Origin of the sequence: Streptomyces melanosporofaciens, from assembly GCF_900105695.1 — a bacterium.
Lineage (GTDB): Bacteria > Actinomycetota > Actinomycetes > Streptomycetales > Streptomycetaceae > Streptomyces > Streptomyces antimycoticus.
The window spans coordinates 5688321-5706411 of sequence record NZ_FNST01000002.1 but is presented as its reverse complement, the minus strand read 5'-3'; the positions used below and the strand labels follow the sequence as shown (position 1 = coordinate 5706411).

The 18091-nt window shown below is 70.4% G+C and carries 13 protein-coding genes; 10 read left to right on the top strand and 3 right to left on the bottom strand.

Annotated features, from left to right (window positions below):
• Window positions 1-257: 257 nt before the first annotated feature.
• A complete protein-coding gene (locus tag BLV72_RS27495) occupies window positions 258-2108 on the bottom strand; it encodes a glycoside hydrolase family 97 protein (RefSeq protein ID WP_093465561.1) in 1851 nt (616 codons plus the stop codon).
• A gap of 148 nt (window positions 2109-2256) precedes the next feature.
• Here BLV72_RS27495 and BLV72_RS27490 point away from each other — a divergent pair, with 148 nt between their 5' ends.
• From BLV72_RS27490 to pssA, 8 genes are all read left to right on the top strand, one after another.
• A complete protein-coding gene (locus BLV72_RS27490; RefSeq protein WP_093465560.1) occupies window positions 2257-5124 on the top strand; it encodes a glycosyl hydrolase family 95 catalytic domain-containing protein in 2868 nt (955 codons plus the stop codon).
• 367 nt (window positions 5125-5491) lie between these two features.
• Window positions 5492-6973, top strand: a complete 1482-nt coding sequence (gene ccrA, locus BLV72_RS27485) for a crotonyl-CoA carboxylase/reductase (RefSeq protein WP_093465558.1) — start codon at window positions 5492-5494, stop codon at window positions 6971-6973.
• Complete coding sequence (locus BLV72_RS27480) at window positions 6973-8991, top strand: protein meaA (protein WP_093465557.1); 2019 nt, start codon at window positions 6973-6975, stop codon at window positions 8989-8991. The genes ccrA and BLV72_RS27480 overlap by 1 nt, the downstream gene beginning before the upstream one ends.
• A complete protein-coding gene (locus BLV72_RS27475) occupies window positions 8988-9968 on the top strand; it encodes an HpcH/HpaI aldolase/citrate lyase family protein (protein WP_093465555.1) in 981 nt (326 codons plus the stop codon). Before BLV72_RS27480 ends, BLV72_RS27475 begins: the two co-directional genes overlap by 4 nt.
• 3 nt (window positions 9969-9971) lie before the next feature.
• Complete coding sequence (locus tag BLV72_RS27470) at window positions 9972-10478, top strand: MaoC family dehydratase (protein ID WP_014055723.1); 507 nt, start codon at window positions 9972-9974, stop codon at window positions 10476-10478.
• A gap of 1 nt (window position 10479) precedes the next feature.
• The gene (locus tag BLV72_RS27465; RefSeq protein WP_093465554.1) at window positions 10480-11682 is read left to right on the top strand and encodes an acyl-CoA dehydrogenase family protein; all 1203 of its coding nucleotides are present in this window, start codon (window positions 10480-10482) and stop codon (window positions 11680-11682) included.
• A 180-nt stretch (window positions 11683-11862) separates the two neighbouring features.
• Window positions 11863-12519: a phosphatidylserine decarboxylase gene (locus tag BLV72_RS27460; protein WP_059141911.1), complete on the top strand. Its 657-nt coding sequence runs from the start codon at window positions 11863-11865 to the stop codon at window positions 12517-12519.
• Window positions 12506-13366, top strand: coding sequence for a CDP-diacylglycerol--serine O-phosphatidyltransferase (pssA, locus tag BLV72_RS27455; RefSeq protein WP_185929962.1), 861 nt, complete (start codon window positions 12506-12508; stop codon window positions 13364-13366). The genes BLV72_RS27460 and pssA overlap by 14 nt, the downstream gene beginning before the upstream one ends.
• 233 nt (window positions 13367-13599) lie before the next feature.
• On the opposite strand, the gene BLV72_RS27450 is transcribed toward pssA, so the two are convergent.
• On the bottom strand, window positions 13600-14733 hold the full coding sequence (locus BLV72_RS27450; protein ID WP_093465553.1) for a glycerate kinase: 1134 nt from the start codon (window positions 14731-14733) through the stop codon (window positions 13600-13602).
• A gap of 243 nt (window positions 14734-14976) precedes the next feature.
• Here BLV72_RS27450 and BLV72_RS27445 point away from each other — a divergent pair, with 243 nt between their 5' ends.
• Window positions 14977-16095 (top strand): ADP-ribosylglycohydrolase family protein, encoded by a 1119-nt coding sequence (locus BLV72_RS27445; protein ID WP_093465552.1) that lies wholly within the window; start codon window positions 14977-14979, stop codon window positions 16093-16095.
• Window positions 16096-16242: 147 nt separating this feature from the next.
• On the opposite strand, the gene BLV72_RS27440 is transcribed toward BLV72_RS27445, so the two are convergent.
• On the bottom strand, window positions 16243-17091 hold the full coding sequence (locus tag BLV72_RS27440) for a TetR/AcrR family transcriptional regulator (protein WP_093465551.1): 849 nt from the start codon (window positions 17089-17091) through the stop codon (window positions 16243-16245).
• Between the two features lie 92 nt (window positions 17092-17183).
• On the opposite strand from BLV72_RS27440, the gene BLV72_RS27435 reads away from it, so the two are divergent.
• Window positions 17184-18047, top strand: coding sequence for an NAD(P)H-binding protein (locus BLV72_RS27435; protein ID WP_093465549.1), 864 nt, complete (start codon window positions 17184-17186; stop codon window positions 18045-18047).
• The last annotated feature ends 44 nt before the right edge of the window (window positions 18048-18091 follow it).

Sequence of the window (18091 nt, the reverse complement as noted above, 5' to 3'; positions counted from 1 at the left end):
GGCGCGCCTCCTGGGTCGGGTGACCCGCGTCATGGGCTGGAGTGGCCGCCGGTACGGACGGTTCGGCACCGCCGGACTCCGCCGTCGGGCGTCTCGCCGTCGCGGCGGGGACGAGGGGCGGGGGCCGCCCCCGCTTGCGGGCCCAAGGTCGGACACTGAGGGGCGGGACCCGCCCCCCACAGGCAGGTCCCGCCCACGCCGGGCCTCGGGCCCGGCTCGGCGCCGCCCCGGTGCCGGGCCGGGGCGGCGCGGGCGCGTCAGTCGGTCTTGGTCAGCTTGGCGGCGAAGCCGCCGTTCTTCGGGACGTCCACCGAGAGCCGCGAGTCCGGTGTGACCTCGTGGGTTTCGGTGACGACCTTGCCGTCCGGACCGTCCTTCCACACCTCGATCCGCCAGCCGCCCTTGCCGAGGAAGCTCAGCGGCTCGTCCAGCGTGCGGGCCTCGCCCGAGGTGATCGCGCCCAGGTACCAGGTGTCGCCGGAGCGGCGGGCCAGGACGGCGCGGTCGCCGGGGTCGCCGTCGACCAGTTGCGTCTCGTCCCACACCGTGGGCACCTGGTTCAGGAACCTCAGCTCCAGCGGCCGGCTCTCGTACGACTCCACGCTGTCCGCGAAGTGCTGCACCCCGGACTCGTAGACGACCGAGAGCGCGAGTTCGGCCGCGTCACTCGTGGGCCGCACGCCGGTGAAGGTCACCGGTGTGAAGTCCATGGGCCCGATGAGGTTCCGGGTGAAGGGCAGGGTCGTGTAGTGCGCCGCCGGGAAGGGCTGGCGGCCCGGCTTGGGGCGGGTGCCCTCGGCGCCCTTGACCGCCTCGGTGCTCATCAGTTGCGGCCAGGTCCGCTCCTGGCCGCGCGGGATGGTGGCGCCGTGGAAGTTCAGCATCAGCTGGTTCCGGGCGCTGTCCTTGAAGACCGCGTCATACCAGCGCATCCGGTCCTGGCCGTCCGACTCCAGGAAGTCGATCTTCAGCCCGGCGACCCCCCAGGACTTCCACAGCGGGAACAGCCGGTCGCGCTCGCTCTGTGCGTCGATGGTCTGCCAGCGGGCCCACAGCCAGACGCCGACGCCCCTCTCCTTGGCGTACGCGGTCAGCTCGGGCATCCAGGAGTCGCTCCAGCCGGAGTCCACCAGGATGTACTCCCAGCCCTCGCGCGCCGCGAAGTCCACGAACTTCTTCTGGGCGTCCAGGCTGGTCGGGCTCTGTCCGTCCGACCACCAGGACCACGCCGCCCGGCCCGGCTTGATCCATGAGGTGTCGGCGACCTTCGAGGGGGCGGCCAGATCGGTGGGCAGATCGCTCTCGGTGACGGTGGCGAGATCCCCGATGACCATGGTGCGCCAAGGGGTGGTCAGCCCGGGGCCGCTCACCTCGGCGGGATCGGGGAGGGTGAGCCGGAAGCGGTCGGTGGCGGAGTCGAGGGCGAGCCGGGAGCCGCCGTACGAGCTGTTCAGATCCGCTTCCTCGATCAGCATCCAGCTCTTGCCTACGTGGAAGAGCGACGGATAACCGTAGTCGCCCGCCTTCGCGTCGGCGACCGTCCCGTGGTCATGGGCGGATTCGTAGTCCTGGCGGCCGTTGTCGTACGGCAGGAGGAAGGAGTCGGCGGACGGCGGGACGGCGAACTCCGAGTGCTCGCCGAGGACGGTGACCGTCCCCTTGTCCGGCAGCACATAGCGGTAGGCCAGCCCGTCGGCCGCCACCCGGATGACCACCTTCAGCGTCCGCCCGTCCTTGCGGAAGGTGAAGGTCGACTCGGAGGCGTCGGAGCTGTGATGGGTGCGGCGGCCGGTGGTGGTCGTATAGGTCTCGTGGACCTTGCGGTCGCTGCGCCCGGCGAACCGCAAGCCCTTGCTGAAATCGGTCTCCGCGGTGCGGATACCCAGGCCCGACGGACGCAGCACGGTGGTGGCGCCATGGCGCGCGGCCAGCGTAAGACCGCCCTCGTTGCTCAGTCTGAGCTCGCCGCTGACCTGCCCCTTTCCGGTCAGCCTCCAGCCCTGCGCACGACCGTCCGATGCCGCCGCCGCCCGGAGCGGCACCAGCACGGCGGCCGCGCAGGCGAGCGCGGCCACGGCTCTGGTGACCTTTGATCGTGCCGTATGCATCGTTCCTCCTCGTACACCGCATCTCGATGCGGCGCTCGATACATCAGAGCAATCGCCTGCCTTGACGCATCATTAGCCCGTTCCTACGCTCCCGTCTAGCCAAATCATCGGATCAATCTGATCGCTTCGGGGACGGGAGATGATGGGGATGCCAGTCAGCAGACGTGGGTTCCTGGGCCGGGTGGCGGCGGGCGCGGCCGCGAGCACGGCCGTCGGTGCGGCCCTCCCCGAACAGGAGGCGGCCGCCCAGCCACAGCAGTCGGTGGCCCTGCGGGGCATGCGCACCGACCGGGAGTGGGAGCGCTTTCTGGGCGGGCAGGATCTGATCTGGAAGCGCTTGCCGAGAACCTGGTACGAGGGGCCCTTTCTGGGCAATGGGCTGCTCGGCTCGATGATCTATCAGGAGCCCGGCGAGAACGCGCTGCGCTTCACCATCCACCACAGCGAGGTACAGGACCACCGGCCCACCGAAGGCGGCAGCGACTGGGGCGTGGCACGGCTTCCGGTCGGCAATCTGCTGCTGCGCCCGGTCGGCGCCATCACCGGCGTCGATCTGCGGCTCGATCTGTGGAACGCCGAACTGCGCGGCACGATCACCACGGACAAGGGGAAGCTGAAGCTCCGCGCCCTGGTGCACAACGACCGCACCATGCTGCTGGCCACCGTCGAGGCGAGCGCCGGCGAGGAGGGGTTCCGCTGGGAGTTCAAGCCGTCACCGGCGGTCAGCCCGCGTATCGTCCGCGAGGATCCGCCGAAGGGCTTCGAGCCCAACCCGGCCCCGGCCACCCGCACCGAGGACGGGCTCGGCATCACCGTCCAGTCGCTGGTGGCGGGCGGGCAGACGGTGAGTGCGTACCGGCAGCGCGGCAGCGGCCGGGAGCGCACGTACTACCTGGCCGTGGCGCACTCCCACCCCGGTACGGACGCGGAGGGCCGGGCCCGGACCACCGTGCGCAAGGCGTCGGCGCTGCCGGTCTCCAGCCTGCGGCGCACCCACTACGAGTGGTGGCACCGCTTCTACCGCAAGAGCTTCATCTCGGTGCCCGACGGGATGCTGCAGAGCTTCTACTGGATCCAGCTCTACAAGCTGGCCTGCGCGGCCCGTGAGCACGCGCCCGTCATGGCCACCACCGGCCCGTGGGTGGAGCCCACCCCCTGGCCCGGTGTGTGGTGGAACCTCAACGTCCAGCTCGAGTACTGGCCGGTCCACGGCTCCAACCACCTGGAGCTGGACGCGATTCCGCGCACCCTCGCCGAGAACACCGATGTGCTCATCGGCGCCCTCAAGCCCGAGTACCGCGCCGATTCGGCCGGGCTGCGCCGCTCCACGGACGCGCAGTGCGAGGACAACGGCACGGTCCCGGTGCCGGGTGTCGGGGACTCCCCCGAGGTCGGCAATCTGCCCTGGGCGCTGCACAATGTCTGGCTGACCTACCGCCACACCATGGACCGGGGCGTGCTGGAGGATGTGCTCTATCCGCTGCTGCGCCGCTCCACCAACTACTACCTGCACTTTCTCACCGAGCAGTCGGACGGCAGGCTGCATCTGCCGAAGACCTTCTCGCCCGAGTACGGCGCGGCCCCGGACTGCAACTACGACCTGGCGCTGCTGCGCTGGTCCTGCCAGACCCTGCTGACGACGGTCGAGTTGCTGGACAAGGACGATCCGCTGGTGCCCAAGTGGCGCGAGGTGCTGGAGAAGCTGGTCGACTATCCGGTGGACGAGAACGGCTTCATGGTCGGCACCGGGGTCCCCTTCGCCAAGTCCCACCGCCACTACTCCCATATGCTCTCGGTCTACCCGCTCTACCTGGTCAATTGGGACCAGCAGGAGCACCGGGACCTGATCGCCCGCTCGCTGAAGCACTGGATCAGCTTCGAGGGCGCGCTGCGCGGCTACAGCTTCTCGGGCGCGGCCTCGATCTCGACCCAGATGGGGCGCGGCGATGACGCGCTGACGTATCTGCGGGAGCTGGTGGCGCGGTTCATCCAGCCCAATACCCACTACTACGAGGCGGGTCCGGTGATCGAGACCCCGCTGTCGGGTGCGCAGGCGATCCACGACATGCTCTGCCAGAGCTGGGGCGGGACCATCCGCTTCTTCCCCGGGGTGCCCGGCGAGTGGCGGGACGTCACGCTGCACGACTTCCGTACCGAGGGCGCGTTCCTGGTCAGCGCGGTGCGCACGGGCGGCAGGACGCGCTGGGTGCGGGTGCGCAGCCTGGCCGGGGAGCCCTGCCGGGTCCGCCACTCGATCGGCGGCCGGGTCACGGTCGCCGGGGTCGGCGGCCCCGCGCCGAAGTGGCGTGACCTGGGGAACGGCGAGATCGAGCTGGAGCTGGACCGGGAGGACGAGGCAGTGATCTATCCGGCGGGCACCCGGCCGGACTTCCGGGTCGCCCCGGTGAAGGTCACCACCCCGGCCGAGCCCTGGGGCCTGCCGGAGCTGCCGCAGGCGGGCGCGGTCACCCAGGTCGACCTGACCGGGCACTTCGACAACGACGCCATCACCACCGAGATGTACTACGGGGACGGCGACTTCGACGGCACGGGCCGCACCTACCCGATGGCGCAGCTGCCGCAGACCGGGCAGACCGAGGACGACGGGATCACCTTCGCGTTCACCAACGGCAGCGAGGGCTCCGACAACAATGTGATCGCGGCGGGCCAGAAGGTCGCGGTCCCGGCGGGTGGCTACGCGAAGCTGCATGTGCTGGGCGCGGGCGACACCGGCAATGTGTCCGTGCCCGCCGAGGCCACGTACGCCGACGGCTCCACGGGCACGCTGACCATCCAGCTCACGGGCTGGATGTCGGGCCCGGCGTACGGCGAGACGGAGGCGGTGCGGACCAGCCAGATCCACACCCGCACCGGCCCGTTGGGCACCAAGGCCGCGATCTTCCACCAGGTGGTGGAGCTGGACCCGGCCAAGGAGCTGTCGGCGATCACGCTGACCGCCCCCTCGGGCACCGCACGGGCCCATGTCTTCGCGCTCTCGCTGGAGAAGAACGACTGACGAGACGCACCTCACCGCACACCCACAGTGACGGCCGCCCCACCCCGGGGCGGCCGTCATTGCTCATGTGTGCAGCGGAGATGACAACTGAGGGAATTTGTTGGCACGCAGTGTCTTGCGAGGTGGCACAGCGTGCCATACGGTGAGTGGAGTCCGGGCGGCCGGCGCACTGCCAACCTTCGTGCGCCGGCTGTCCCCGCAACCCGCTTTGTGCGCCCGGACAACGCCTGCGTCACCAGGCAACCGGCGCCACCCGCGCCGCATCGAGCACCACCTCCGCCGAACCGACGGCACCGCATCAGCATCACCCGTCACGAGCCCAGCGTTCCCTCAGGCGTCCCCCCTGGACGCCTCGCCGGAGGCACCGATGAACGAGATACTTGACGCGATCCTGGCGTCGGACACAGCACCCGAGGACTTCGCGGCACTGCGCATCCCCGAGTCGTACCGCGCGGTGACCGTGCGCAAGGACGAGGCCGAGATGTTCGCGGGCCTCACCACCCGGGAAAAGGACCCCCGCAAGTCGTTGCACGTGGACGAGGTGCCGGTGCCGGAGCTCGGCCCCGGAGAGGCACTCGTCGCCGTGATGGCCAGCTCGGTCAACTACAACTCCGTGTGGACCTCGATCTTCGAGCCGCTGCCGACCTTCGGTTTCCTGGAGCGGTACGGCAAGCTCTCCCCCCTGGCCAAGCGGCACGACCTGCCGTACCACATCATCGGCTCCGACCTCGCGGGCGTCGTGCTGCGCACCGGCCCCGGTGTGAACGCCTGGCAGCCGGGCGCCGAGGTCGTCGCGCACTGTCTGTCGGTCGAGCTGGAGAGCTCCGACGGCCACAACGACACCATGCTCGACCCCGAGCAGCGCATCTGGGGCTTCGAGACCAACTTCGGCGGGCTCGCCGAGATCGCCCTGGTCAAGTCCAACCAGCTGATGCCCAAGCCCAAGCACCTGAGCTGGGAGGAGGCGGCCGCCCCGGGCCTGGTCAACTCCACCGCCTACCGGCAGCTCGTCTCCCGTAACGGCGCCGGGATGAAGCAGGGCGACAACGTCCTGATCTGGGGCGCGAGCGGCGGACTCGGCTCCTACGCCACCCAGTTCGCGCTGGCCGGCGGGGCCAATCCGATCTGCGTGGTCTCCTCGCCGCAGAAGGCCGAGATCTGCCGGCGGATGGGCGCCGAGGCGATCATCGACCGCACCGCCGAGGACTACGCGTTCTGGAAGGACGACGGCACCCAGGACCCGCGCGAGTGGAAGCGGTTCGGCAAGAAGATCCGCGAGCTGACCGGCGGCGAGGACGTGGACATCGTCTTCGAGCACCCGGGCCGCGAGACCTTCGGCGCGTCCGTCTATGTCACCCGTAAGGGCGGCACCATCGTCACCTGCGCCTCGACCTCCGGCTACACCCACGAGTACGACAACCGCTACCTGTGGATGCAGCTCAAGCGGATCATCGGCTCGCACTTCGCCAACTACCGCGAGGCGTGGGAGGCCAACCGCCTGATCGCCAAGGGCAAGATCCACCCGACGCTGTCCAAGACCTACCGGCTGGAGGACACCGGACAGGCCGCGTACGACGTCCACCGCAACCTCCACCAGGGCAAGGTCGGCGTGCTGTGCCTGGCCCCCGAGGAGGGCATGGGCGTGCGCGACCAGGCGATGCGCGAACAGCACATCGACGGCATCAATCTGTTCCGCGACGACTCGTCGGAGCGGACCATCAAGCACAGCCGCGACGACTCGTCGGAGCGGACCATCAAGCACAGCCGTGACGACTCGTCGGAGCGGACCATCAAGCACAGCCGCGACGACTCCTCGGCGCGCGCCGACAAGCACAGCCGGGACATCTGATGAGTGGCACACCCCGCCCCAAGGACCGGCCCTGGCTGATGCGCACCTACGCCGGGCACTCCACCGCCGAGGCGTCCAACGAGCTGTACCGGCGCAATCTGGCCAAGGGCCAGACCGGGCTCTCGGTCGCCTTCGACCTGCCCACCCAGACCGGCTACGACCCCGACCACATCCTCGCCCGCGGCGAGGTGGGCCGGGTCGGGGTCCCGGTCTCCCATCTGGGCGACATGCGGCGGCTGTTCCAGGAGATCCCCCTGGAGCGGATGAACACCTCCATGACCATCAACGCGACCGCGATGTGGCTGCTGGCGCTGTATCAGGTCGTGGCGGAGGAGCACGGCGCGGACACCGGCAAGCTCCAGGGGACGACGCAGAACGACATCGTCAAGGAGTACCTCTCGCGCGGTACGCATGTCTTCCCGCCGGGCCCGAGCCTGCGGCTGACCACGGACATGATCGCGTACACGGTGAACCACATCCCCAAGTGGAACCCGATCAACATCTGCAGCTACCACCTGCAGGAGGCCGGGGCCACTCCGGTGCAGGAGATCGCCTTCGCGATGTCCACGGCGATCGCCGTCCTGGACGCGGTGTTCGCCTCCGGCCAGGTTCCTGAGGACCGTAAGGGCGACGTGGTGGCCCGGATCTCCTTCTTCGTGAACGCGGGCGTCCGCTTCATCGAGGAGATGTGCAAGATGCGCGCCTTCGGCCGCATCTGGGACCGGATCACCCGTGAGCGGTACGGCATCGAGAACCCCAAGCACCGCCGGTTCCGCTACGGCGTCCAGGTGAACTCGCTCGGCCTGACCGAAGCGCAGCCGGAGAACAACGTCCAGCGCATCGTCCTGGAGATGCTGGCCGTCACTCTCTCCAAGGACGCCCGCGCCCGCGCCGTCCAGCTCCCGGCCTGGAACGAGGCGCTGGGCCTGCCCCGCCCCTGGGACCAGCAGTGGTCGCTGCGCATTCAGCAGGTCCTCGCACTGGAGAGCGATCTGCTGGAGTACGACGACATCTTCGAGGGCTCCCATGTGATCGAGTCCAAGGTCGCCGCGCTGGTCGAGGAGACCGAGGCCGAGATCGAGCGGATCGAGAAGATGGGCGGGGCGATGGCCGCCGTCGAATCCGGCTACCTCAAGGCGCAGCTGGTGGCCTCCCACTCGGAGCGCCGGTCGCGGATCGAGGCGGGCGAAGAGAAGATCATCGGCGTCAACTGCTACGAGTCCACCGAGCCCAATCCGCTCACCGCCGATCTCGACACCGCGATCATGACGGTGGACCCGGAGAACGAGGCGCGGGTCGTCTCGGCCCTGCACTCCTGGCGCGAGCAGCGCGACGAGGGCCCCGCCCAGGAGGCCCTCACCGCTCTCCGTAAGGCCGCCGCGGGGACCGAGAACCTGATGCCGGCGACCCTGCGCTGCGCCCGCGCGGGCGTGACCACCGGGGAGTGGTCCTGGGCGCTGCGCGATGTCTTCGGCGAGTACCGCGCCCCCACCGGAGTCGGCGGCGCGCCCCTGGCCGTCGCCACGGAGGCGGGCTCCCTGCTGTCCACCGTCCGCGAGAAGGTCGAGAAGACGGCGGCCGAGCTCGGCGGCGGCAGGCTGCGGCTGCTGGTCGGCAAGCCCGGTCTGGACGGGCACAGCAACGGCGCCGAGCAGATCGCCGTACGGGCCAGGGACGCCGGTTTCGAGGTGGTCTACCAGGGGATCCGGCTCACCCCCGAGCAGATCGTCTCGGCGGCCGTGGCCGAGGATGTGCACTGCGTCGGGCTGTCCATCCTGTCCGGTTCGCATGCCGAGCTGGTGCCGGACGTCCTGGAGCGGCTGCGCGACGCGGGCGCCCCGGAGATCCCCGTCATCGTGGGCGGGATCATCCCGGCCACGGACGCGGCCGCGCTGCGCGCCGCGGGTGTCGCCGCCGTTTTCACCCCCAAGGACTTCGGTATCACGGAGATCATCGGCCGTATCGTCGATGAGATCCGCGCCGCGAACACGCTTCCCCCTCTGGAGGTTCTCGTATGACCGCCCCCGACCGCGCAGCTGCCGCGACCCGTCTGCGACCCCGCCGCTCCTGCCTGGCCGTCCCCGGCTCCAATCCGCGCTTCCTGGAGAAGGCCCAGGGGCTCGCGGCCGACCAGGTCTTCCTGGACCTGGAGGACGCCTGTGCGCCGCTGGCCAAGGAGGACGCCCGGCACACCATCGTCAAGGCGCTGAACGAGGGCGACTGGACCGGGAAGACCCGTGTGGTGCGGGTCAACGACTGGACCACCCACTGGACGTACCGGGACGTCATCACGGTCGTCGAGGGCGCGGGCCCCAACCTGGACTGCATCATGCTGCCCAAGGTGCAGGACGCCCAGCAGGTGATCGCGCTGGACCTGCTGCTCACCCAGATCGAGAAGACGATGGGCTTCGAGGTCGGGCGGATCGGCATCGAGGCGCAGATCGAGAACGCCAAGGGCCTGGTCAACGTGGACGAGATCGCGGGCGCCTCGTCGCGTCTGGAGACCATCGTCTTCGGCCCGGCCGACTTCATGGCGTCCATCAACATGAAGTCGCTGGTCGTGGGCGAGCAGCCGCCCGGCTATCCGGCGGACGCCTATCACTACATCCTGATGCGGATCCTGATGGCGGCCCGCACCCATGACCTCCAGGCGATCGACGGCCCCTACCTCCAGATCCGGAACGTGGACGGCTTCCGCGAGGTGGCCGGGCGCGCGGCCGCCCTCGGCTACGACGGCAAGTGGGTGCTGCACCCCGGCCAGGTGGAGGCGGCCAACGAGGTCTTCTCGCCGTCCCAGGAGGACTACGACCACGCCGAGCTGATCCTGGACGCCTATGACTACTGCACCTCGGCGGAAGGCGGCATGAAGGGCTCGGCGATGCTCGGCGACGAGATGATCGACGAGGCCAGCCGCAAGATGGCCCTGGTCGTCGCGGGCAAGGGCCGCGCCGCCGGGATGACCCGTACGTCCGCCTTCCAGCCCCCGGAGGCATGAGCCATGCAGTTCGGCCGTACCTATGAGGAGTTCACGGTGGGCGACGTCTACCGGCACTGGCCGGGGAAGACGGTCACCGAGTACGACGACCACCTGTTCTGTCTGCTCACCATGAACCACCACCCGCTGCACATGGACAGCAACTACGCCGAGAAGACGACCGATTTCGGCAAGAACGTGGTGGTCGGGAACTACATCTACTCACTGCTCCTGGGGATGTCCGTCCCCGATGTCTCCGGAAAGGCCATCGCCAATCTGGAGGTCGAGTCGCTACGGCATGTCGCACCCACCTTCCACGGCGACACGATCTACGGCGAGACGACGGTCCTCGACAAGACGCCGTCGAAGTCCAAGACGGACCGGGGCATCGTGCAGGTGGAGACCAAGGGCTACAAGCAGGACGGCACCCTGGTCTGCATCTTCCGGCGCAAGGTGATGGTGCCGACCGCCACGTACATCAAGGAGCGGGGCGGCGAGCAGCCGGGCCGCCCGGAGCTGGGAGAGCAGTGATATGAGCCGCCTGGCGCAGACCGAGGGCCTGACCGACATCCAGCGGGAGATCCTCTCCACGGTCAGGGATTTTGTCGACAAGGAGATCCTGCCGGTCGCGACGGAACTGGAACATCGCGATGAATATCCGACCGCGATCGTCGAGGGGCTGAAGGAGCTCGGCGTCTTCGGGCTGATGATCCCGGAGGAATACGGCGGCCTGGGTGAGTCACTGCTCACTTACGCGCTGTGCGTGGAGGAGATCGCACGCGGCTGGATGAGCGTCTCGGGCATCATCAACACCCACTTCATCGTGGCCTACATGCTCAAGCAGCACGGCACCGAGGAACAGAAGGAGTATTTCCTTCCCAAGATGGCGCTGGGCGAGATCCGGGGCGCCTTCTCGATGTCGGAGCCGGGGCTGGGCTCGGATGTGTCGGCCATCACCAGCAAGGCAGTTCAGGACGGCGACGAGTACGTCCTGAACGGGCAGAAGATGTGGCTGACCAACGGCGGCACCTCCACTCTGGTGGCGGTTCTGTGCCGGACCGGTGACGCCCAGGAGGGGGTCGCGCCGCACAAGGCGATGACCACCTTCCTGATCGAGAAGGAGCCGGGCTTCGGCGAGGTCCGGCCCGGTCTGACCATCCCCGGCAAGATCGACAAGATGGGCTACAAGGGGGTCGACACCACCGAGCTCATCATGGACGGACTGCGCATTCCGGCCGATCGGGTGCTCGGCGGGATGCCGAACCGAGGTTTTTACCAAATGATGGACGGGGTCGAGGTCGGCCGGGTGAATGTCGCCGCCCGCGGCTGTGGTGTGGCGCAGCGCGCTTTCGAGCTGGGCGTTGCATACGCGCAGCAGCGGCATACCTTCGGCAAGCCGATCGCACAGCACCAGGCCATCCAGTTCAAACTGGCCGAAATGGGAACAAAGGTCGAGGCGGCCCATGCGATGATGGTCAATGCGGCCCGGAAGAAGGATTCCGGCGCACGCAACGACCTCGAGGCGGGAATGGCCAAGTACCTCGCGTCGGAGTACTGCAAAGAGGTCGTGGAGGACGCCTTCCGCATCCACGGCGGGTACGGCTTCTCCAAGGAATACGAGATCGAGCGCCTCTACCGGGAGGCACCGATGCTTCTCATCGGCGAAGGTACCGCTGAGATTCAGAAAATGATTATTGGACGGAGGCTCCTGGAGGAATACCGAACCCAAGACTGAACGTCCCTTTTGGGGTGGTATCCGAGAGAAGAAGGTCACACCGCGCCACGGGTCTTCGGTCACTGACCAGCCACCGACAGGCCCCGGCGCTTGCCCAGTTACCGCTCGCAACCGATACCATCCGGGAAAGCCGCCGTCCCCAGTCTTGCGTCGCGGCATCCTCCGCTACGAAGGTCATCCATGCCCCACAGCCAATCCTCTGCACAACGCGACAGCCCGTTCGGTGTACGCCTCGCGCGCGGAGCATCGCCGTGGCTCCTCCCGACCGTCGCCACCGCGGCGGTCAGTCTCGCTCGGGCCCGCCGCTCCGGACGCTGGGCGGCGGTCGCCGTGCCCGCCACCGCGCTCGCGGCGGGCATGCTGTGGTTCTTCCGCGACCCCGAGAGAGAGATCACGCAAGGCCGTGTGATCTCCCCGGCCGACGGTGTGGTGCAGAGCATCATGCCGTGGAAGGACGGGCGCACCCGCGTCGCCATCTTCATGAGCCCGCTCAATGTTCACGTCAACCGCGCCCCGCTGGCCGGCACCGTGACCTCCGTGGAGCACATCCCCGGCGGCTTCGTTCCCGCGTTCAACAAGGAGAGCGAGAACAACGAGCGGGTCGTCTGGCACTTCGACACCGAGCTCGGCGACATCGAGATGGTCCAGATCGCCGGTGCGGTCGCCCGGCGTATCGTGCCCTATGTGCCACAGGGCACGAAGGTCGAGCAGGGTGAGCGGATCGGTCTCATCCGCTTCGGCTCGCGGGTCGACATCTACCTTCCCGAGGGTGTCGATGTCGCGGTCGAGGTCGGCCAGGCCACCACCGCGGGGGTGACACGCCTTGACCGTGATTGATCCCGACACACAGGCCGCCTGGGTCCCCGAGGCCGAGGTGGACGCCGTCGACGAGACGGACGACATGCCGCTGTCGACGCGACTGTCGATAGCCGACACGCTGACCCTGGGCAACGCCACCTGTGGCTTCCTGGCGGTCTACTTCACCACCACCGGCGTCCTCATCCCGCACCTGACGGGCAGCGAGGACGGCGGGATGACCCGGCACAGCGCGGCATCCGCCGTGATGCTGATGCTGCTCGCCTCCGTCTTCGACCTCTTCGACGGACTGGTCGCGCGGAAGCTGCGCAGCTCGGCGATGGGCGCGGAGCTGGACAACCTCTCCGACCTGATCAGCTTCGGGCTGGCCCCCGCGTACTTCGTCCTCGTCTGGGGCATGGTCTCCGACGACGCGTATCAGCGGGTCTCGGTGGTGGGCGCGATCGTGGTGCTGCTGGCGGTGGTGCTACGGCTTGCCAGATTCTCCTGCGTCACGCTGCGTGACGGAGTCTTCCAGGGCATGCCGAGCCCCTTCGGCGCGCTGACGGTGGTCTCGGTGGTCCTGCTGGGCCTGCCGTTCGTGCCGACGCTGCTCGCGATCATCGGCGTCGCCTGGCTGATGGTGAGCCGGGTGGAGTACCCCAAGCCGCGCGGCCGGCTCGCGGTGGCCATGCTCGGCTGGATCGTCACCAGCATGGCGCTGCTGGCGGCCTGGGCCTTCGAGGCCCCCGGCGGCGAGCTGCTGCTCCAGTCGGCCTGCGCCCTGCAGGTCGTCATGGGCGCGGTGATCCCCCTCTTCGCCACGGCCCGCCGGGTGAACGCCTTCCGCGACAACCGCCGCGAGGCGAGGGCAGCACAGCTGCCGTAGCGGCCTTCGGCCGCGCCTGCCGAATGGGGTGGGCCCGAGCATCGCGCTCGGGCCCACCCCATTCGCCGTTCCCGGTGCGTTGCGCTCCGCGGCGGGAGCTTGAGGCACGACGAGGCCGGGTGGGCCGGGCGCGGCCCGGTGGCGCGGCCCGGCGCAGTCCCGCTGGGGTCCGGGGGCTTCCCCCGGTTCGGGGTGGGGTGGGGTGGGAATGGCCCCAGCGGCCCCGTGCGGCGTCAGGTCAGGAAGTCTGCCGCCAGGCGTTCTGCTGCGCGTTCCAGGAGGGGGCCGGCTTCGGCGATGCAGCGGGCCGGGTCCGGTTCCAGGTCGGTGAGGGGGTAGGCGCGGCGGATGCCCGCGTTGCCCAGGGCCACCGGGGCGAGGGCCAGGCGGCCGCAGACCGCGACCACCTCGATGCCCCGCGCCCGGGCCGCCGCCGCGACGCCCGCCGGGGCCTTGCCGTGCAGGGTCTGCTCGTCCAGCGAGCCCTCCCCCGTGATCACCAGGTCCGCGCCCTCCAGCGCGGCGGGGAAGCCGAGGACGTCGAGCATCACCTCGATGCCGGGGCGGAAGGCCGCGCCCAGGCCGACGAGGGCGCCGAAGCCGATGCCGCCCGCCGCGCCCGCGCCGGGCGCGAGGGCGTACTCGGCGGCCGAGGCCCCGACCGCGCGCTCCAGGACGCGTACGTAGTGGGCGAGGGCGGCGTCCAGGGCCGCCACATCGTCCTCGCCCGCGCCCTTCTGCGGGCCGTAGACCGCCGCCGCGCCCTTCGGGCCGGTCAGGGGGTTGTCGACATCGCTGGCCAGGACGGTCTCGGTGTCGGCCAGGCGCGGGTCGAGGCCGGACAGATCGGCCGTGGCGAGGTCGCGCAGCGGGCCCCCGCCCGGCCCCACGGGGGTACCGTCCTCGCGCAGGAAGCGCGCGCCGAGCGCGCTGAGCATCCCCGCGCCGCCGTCCGTCGTGGCGCTGCCGCCGACGCCGAAGACGATCGTGCGGGCGCCCGCGTCGAGCGCCGCGCGCAGCAGCTCGCCGCTGCCGTACGTGGTCGCCGTGAGCGGGGCGAACACCCCGTCCGGCAGATGGCGCAGCCCGGACGCCTCGGCCATCTCCACCACGGCCGTGGTCCCGCGCAGCGCGTACGCCGCCGTCACCGGCGCACCCAGCGGCCCGGTGACCCGCGCCTCGCGCCGTTCGAACCCGGCCGCGACCGCCGCGTCCACCGTGCCGTCCCCGCCGTCGGCGACGGGCAGCGCCGCGATCCGCAGCCCCTCGCCGCGCTGGGGCGCGCCGCGGCGCAGCCCCGCCGTGACGCGCTCGGCGACCTCCACCGCCGTGAGCGAGCCCTTGAACTTGTCCGCGGCGATCAGCACGCGCTTCGGAGGCGTCGCCTGCCCCTCCGCCCACGTCTTGGTCTCTGTCTGGGTCTCGGTCTCTGTCTGGGTCTGGGTCTCTGTCGCGGCCTCTGCCTTCGAAGCGCCCGTAGCGCCCGAAGTCTCCGTCGAAGCGTCCGTCACCTTCGTAACTCCTCGCATTCGCACAGGCGGTCGCGCCGCTGTGACCCTATCCGGCGCCGGCTCACCGGTACACCCACCTCATATGGGTACACCTGACCCATGGCCCTCAGCGGGAGCGCACTCGCGGACCGGATCCACGGCGGCTGGCTCGGCCGGATCGCCGGGAACATGCTCGGCAAGCCCATCGAAAACGGCGACCACTGGACCCGCGACCGCATCGACCGGTATCTGCGCCGCGCCGACGCCCTGCCGCTGACCGACTACCTCCCCGCGCTGGAGCCGCCGCCCGACCCGGTGGAGTTCGCGCTGCGCCCCGAGTGGCAGAGCTGCGTCCGCGGCCGGATCCACGGCAGCTGCCGCGACGACGACGTGGACTACTCCGTCCTCGGCCTGCACCTGCTGGAGACCCACGGCCCCGGCTTCACCACCGAGCAGGTCGGCGAGGTGTGGCTGCTGCGACTGCCGTATCTGCAGACCTTCACCGCCGAGCGGGTCGCCTACCGCAACCTCACGGCCGGGGTGAAGCCGCCGCTCAGCGCGACCCTCGACAACCCCTACCAGGAGTGGATCGGCGCCCTGATCCGCGCCGACGTCCACGGCTGGGTCAACCCCGGCGATCCGCAGCGGGCCGCCGCGATGGCCCGCCGGGACGCCGTCCTCTCCCACACCGGCAACGGGGTGTACGGGGCGATGTGGGCGGCCGCGCTGATCGCGGCCGCGTTCACGGCGGACGGCCCGCGCGCCGCCGTCGCGAGCGCCCTGGACCGGATCCCGCCGCGCTGCCGACTGGCCCGTACGGTGCGCCGGGCCGCGTCCCTGCACGACGCGGGCGTGGCGTGGGCGGACGCGCTCGCCCAGCTGGAGCGGGAGACCGCAGGGCTGCCCTGGATCCATGTGGTCCCCAACGCCGCCGTTCTCACGGCCGGGCTGCTCTACGGCGCCGGCGACTTCACGAAGACGATCGCCCTGACGGTCCGCGGCGGCCTGGACACCGACTCCAACGGCGCCACGGCCGGGTCGGTCGCGGGGGTGCTGTGCGGCGCGGCGGCCATCCCGCCACAGTGGACCGAGCCGCTGGAGGACCGGGTGCGCAGCGCCGTCTTCGGCTTCGACGGCGCCCGCATCAGCGACCTTGCGGCCCGCACCCACCGGCTGGCGGTCTCGGCGGGGCGCCAGGGCCTGTCCGTCGGATCTTCGCCCTGTGACACCAGCAGCTGACACCGCGGTGCCCGCGGTACCCGCGGCGTCCGCGGCGTCGGGCACGAGGCCACCTCCCAGCGGTAGCCGGGGCGCCTGGGGCACCGTGCCAGGCGTCGCGGGCCCGCGAAGATCCGCCGGACAGGGCCCAGGGCGGGGAGGCGGTGATCAGCGGGCCGGATCGGCGATCCGGTCGAGCCACTCCCGCAGGAGGCCGCGTTCGGACGCGGTCAGGGCGTCGGTCCGGGGCAGGGCGGCGCGGAGGGTGACGGCGGCCGCGACGGGGCCGGGTTCGGCGGCGGCGGGGACGTCCGTGGTGATCGCCGCGATGGCCGCCTCACGGGCGGTGCGGGACAGCTCCGGATCGCGGCGGTCCTCGGGCGTGGCGATGAGCGTCAGAGTCGTACCGCAGCCCGCCGCGTGGACGAGGGCCGCCGCGCGCTCCTCGGGGATGGCGAGCCGTCCCGCCTCGGCGATGCGCCGGATGAGCCGGGCGAGCATCTCGAAGGCGGCGACGGAGGCCGGCGAGGACACCCCGGGGCGGTGCCCGCCGTACATCAGCGAGTACAGCGCCGGGTTGGCCAGGCCGAGGCCGATGTGCAGATCCCAGCCGGCGCGCAGGTCCTCGACCGGGTCCTCGGTGGGTTTCTCGGCGGTCTTGCTGCTCAGGTACTCGGTGAAGCCGTGGGCGACGACCGCGTCGAGCAGGCCCTGCTTGTCGCCGAAGAGCCGGTAGATGGTCGGCGGCTGGACCCCGGCGGCGGAGCTCACCGCCCGGGTCGAGACGGCGTCGGGCCCGCCTTCGGACAGCAGCCGGGCGGCGGCCACGACGATGCGGTCGCGGTTGCCGTCGCGGTCGCGGTCGCGGTTGCCATCTCGATCGCGGTTCGCGTCGTGCTCGCGGTTCGCGTCGTGCTCGCGGTTCGCGTCGTGCTCGCGGTTCGCGTCGTGGTCGCGGTGCGCGTCCTCGGTCCCGTCGCGGCTCCCGTCCGCCGTGATGACGTCCTCGCTCTCCATGCTTCCGACGATAACAGAATCGCGTTAGCGGTCATTCGTTTCCGATGATACGTTGTCGGCGATATCACTGGAAACAGCGAGGGGAGATCGCCATGATCATCGTTACCGGAGCCAACGGCCAGCTCGGCCGGATGGTCGCCGAGCGGCTACTGAAGCGCGTCCCGGCCGGGGAGATCGGCGTCAGCGTGCGCGACGTGGAGGTGGCACGGGACCTCGGCGCGCAGGGCATACGCGTCCGCCGGGGCGACTTCGACGACCCGGAAACCCTCCCCCACGCCTTCGAGGGCGCCTCGCAGGTCCTGATCGTCTCGACGGGCACCACGGGCGAGGCCGCCGTCCGAGGCCACCGCGCGGCCATCGACGCCGCGGCGGCGGCCGGGGCCAAGCGGATCCTCTACACGAGTCACATGGGCGCGAACCCGTCCTCCCCCTTCCACCCGATGCCCGACCACGCCGCCACCGAGGAGGCGCTGCGGCGGTCCGGTGTCCCCTTCACCTCGCTGCGCAACGGCTTCTACGCCTCATCGGCCCTGGAGTTGGTCAGGGCCTCGCTCGAAACGGGCGTCCTGGCCGTGCCCGAGGACGGCCCGGTCGCCTGGACCGCCCATGCCGACCTCGCCGACGCGGCGGTCCTCGCCCTCACCGGCGAGGTACTGGACGGCCTGAGCCCCGCGCTCACCGGGCCCGAGGTGATCGACATGGCCGGTATCGCGGAGATCCTCACGCGGGTGACGGGCCGCCCGATCCGCCGCGTGGTCGTCTCCGACGACGACTATCGCGCCCAGTTGGTCACCCATGGCGCGCCCGAGTCGGCGGCCGACATGCTCATCGGCCTCTTCGCCGCAAGCCGCCGGGGCGACTTCGCACCGGTCGACCCCACGCTCGCCGAACTGCTCGGCCGGCCCGCGGTGCGCCTGGAGGACTATCTGAAGTCGGCTGTCACGCCGCCCCGGTGACGTAGCGAACGAAACCGGGCCCGCTCGCCCCCGCCTCCCCCGGC

Excerpts from the sequence above, each read along its gene's own strand:
- BLV72_RS27495 (WP_093465561.1), bottom strand. The coding sequence starts at position 2,108 with ATGCATACGGCACGATCAAAGGTCACCAGAGCCGTGGCCGCGCTCGCC.
- BLV72_RS27435 (WP_093465549.1), top strand. The coding sequence starts at position 17,184 with ATGATCATCGTTACCGGAGCCAACGGCCAGCTCGGCCGGATGGTCGCC.
- BLV72_RS27445 (WP_093465552.1), top strand. The coding sequence starts at position 14,977 with ATGGCCCTCAGCGGGAGCGCACTCGCGGACCGGATCCACGGCGGCTGG.
- BLV72_RS27490 (WP_093465560.1), top strand. The coding sequence starts at position 2,257 with ATGCCAGTCAGCAGACGTGGGTTCCTGGGCCGGGTGGCGGCGGGCGCG.
- ccrA (WP_093465558.1), top strand. The coding sequence starts at position 5,492 with ATGAACGAGATACTTGACGCGATCCTGGCGTCGGACACAGCACCCGAG.
- BLV72_RS27440 (WP_093465551.1), bottom strand. The coding sequence starts at position 17,091 with ATGGAGAGCGAGGACGTCATCACGGCGGACGGGAGCCGCGACGGGACC.
- BLV72_RS27460 (WP_059141911.1), top strand. The coding sequence starts at position 11,863 with ATGCCCCACAGCCAATCCTCTGCACAACGCGACAGCCCGTTCGGTGTA.
- BLV72_RS27470 (WP_014055723.1), top strand. The coding sequence starts at position 9,972 with ATGCAGTTCGGCCGTACCTATGAGGAGTTCACGGTGGGCGACGTCTAC.
- BLV72_RS27465 (WP_093465554.1), top strand. The coding sequence starts at position 10,480 with ATGAGCCGCCTGGCGCAGACCGAGGGCCTGACCGACATCCAGCGGGAG.
- BLV72_RS27475 (WP_093465555.1), top strand. The coding sequence starts at position 8,988 with ATGACCGCCCCCGACCGCGCAGCTGCCGCGACCCGTCTGCGACCCCGC.
- BLV72_RS27480 (WP_093465557.1), top strand. The coding sequence starts at position 6,973 with ATGAGTGGCACACCCCGCCCCAAGGACCGGCCCTGGCTGATGCGCACC.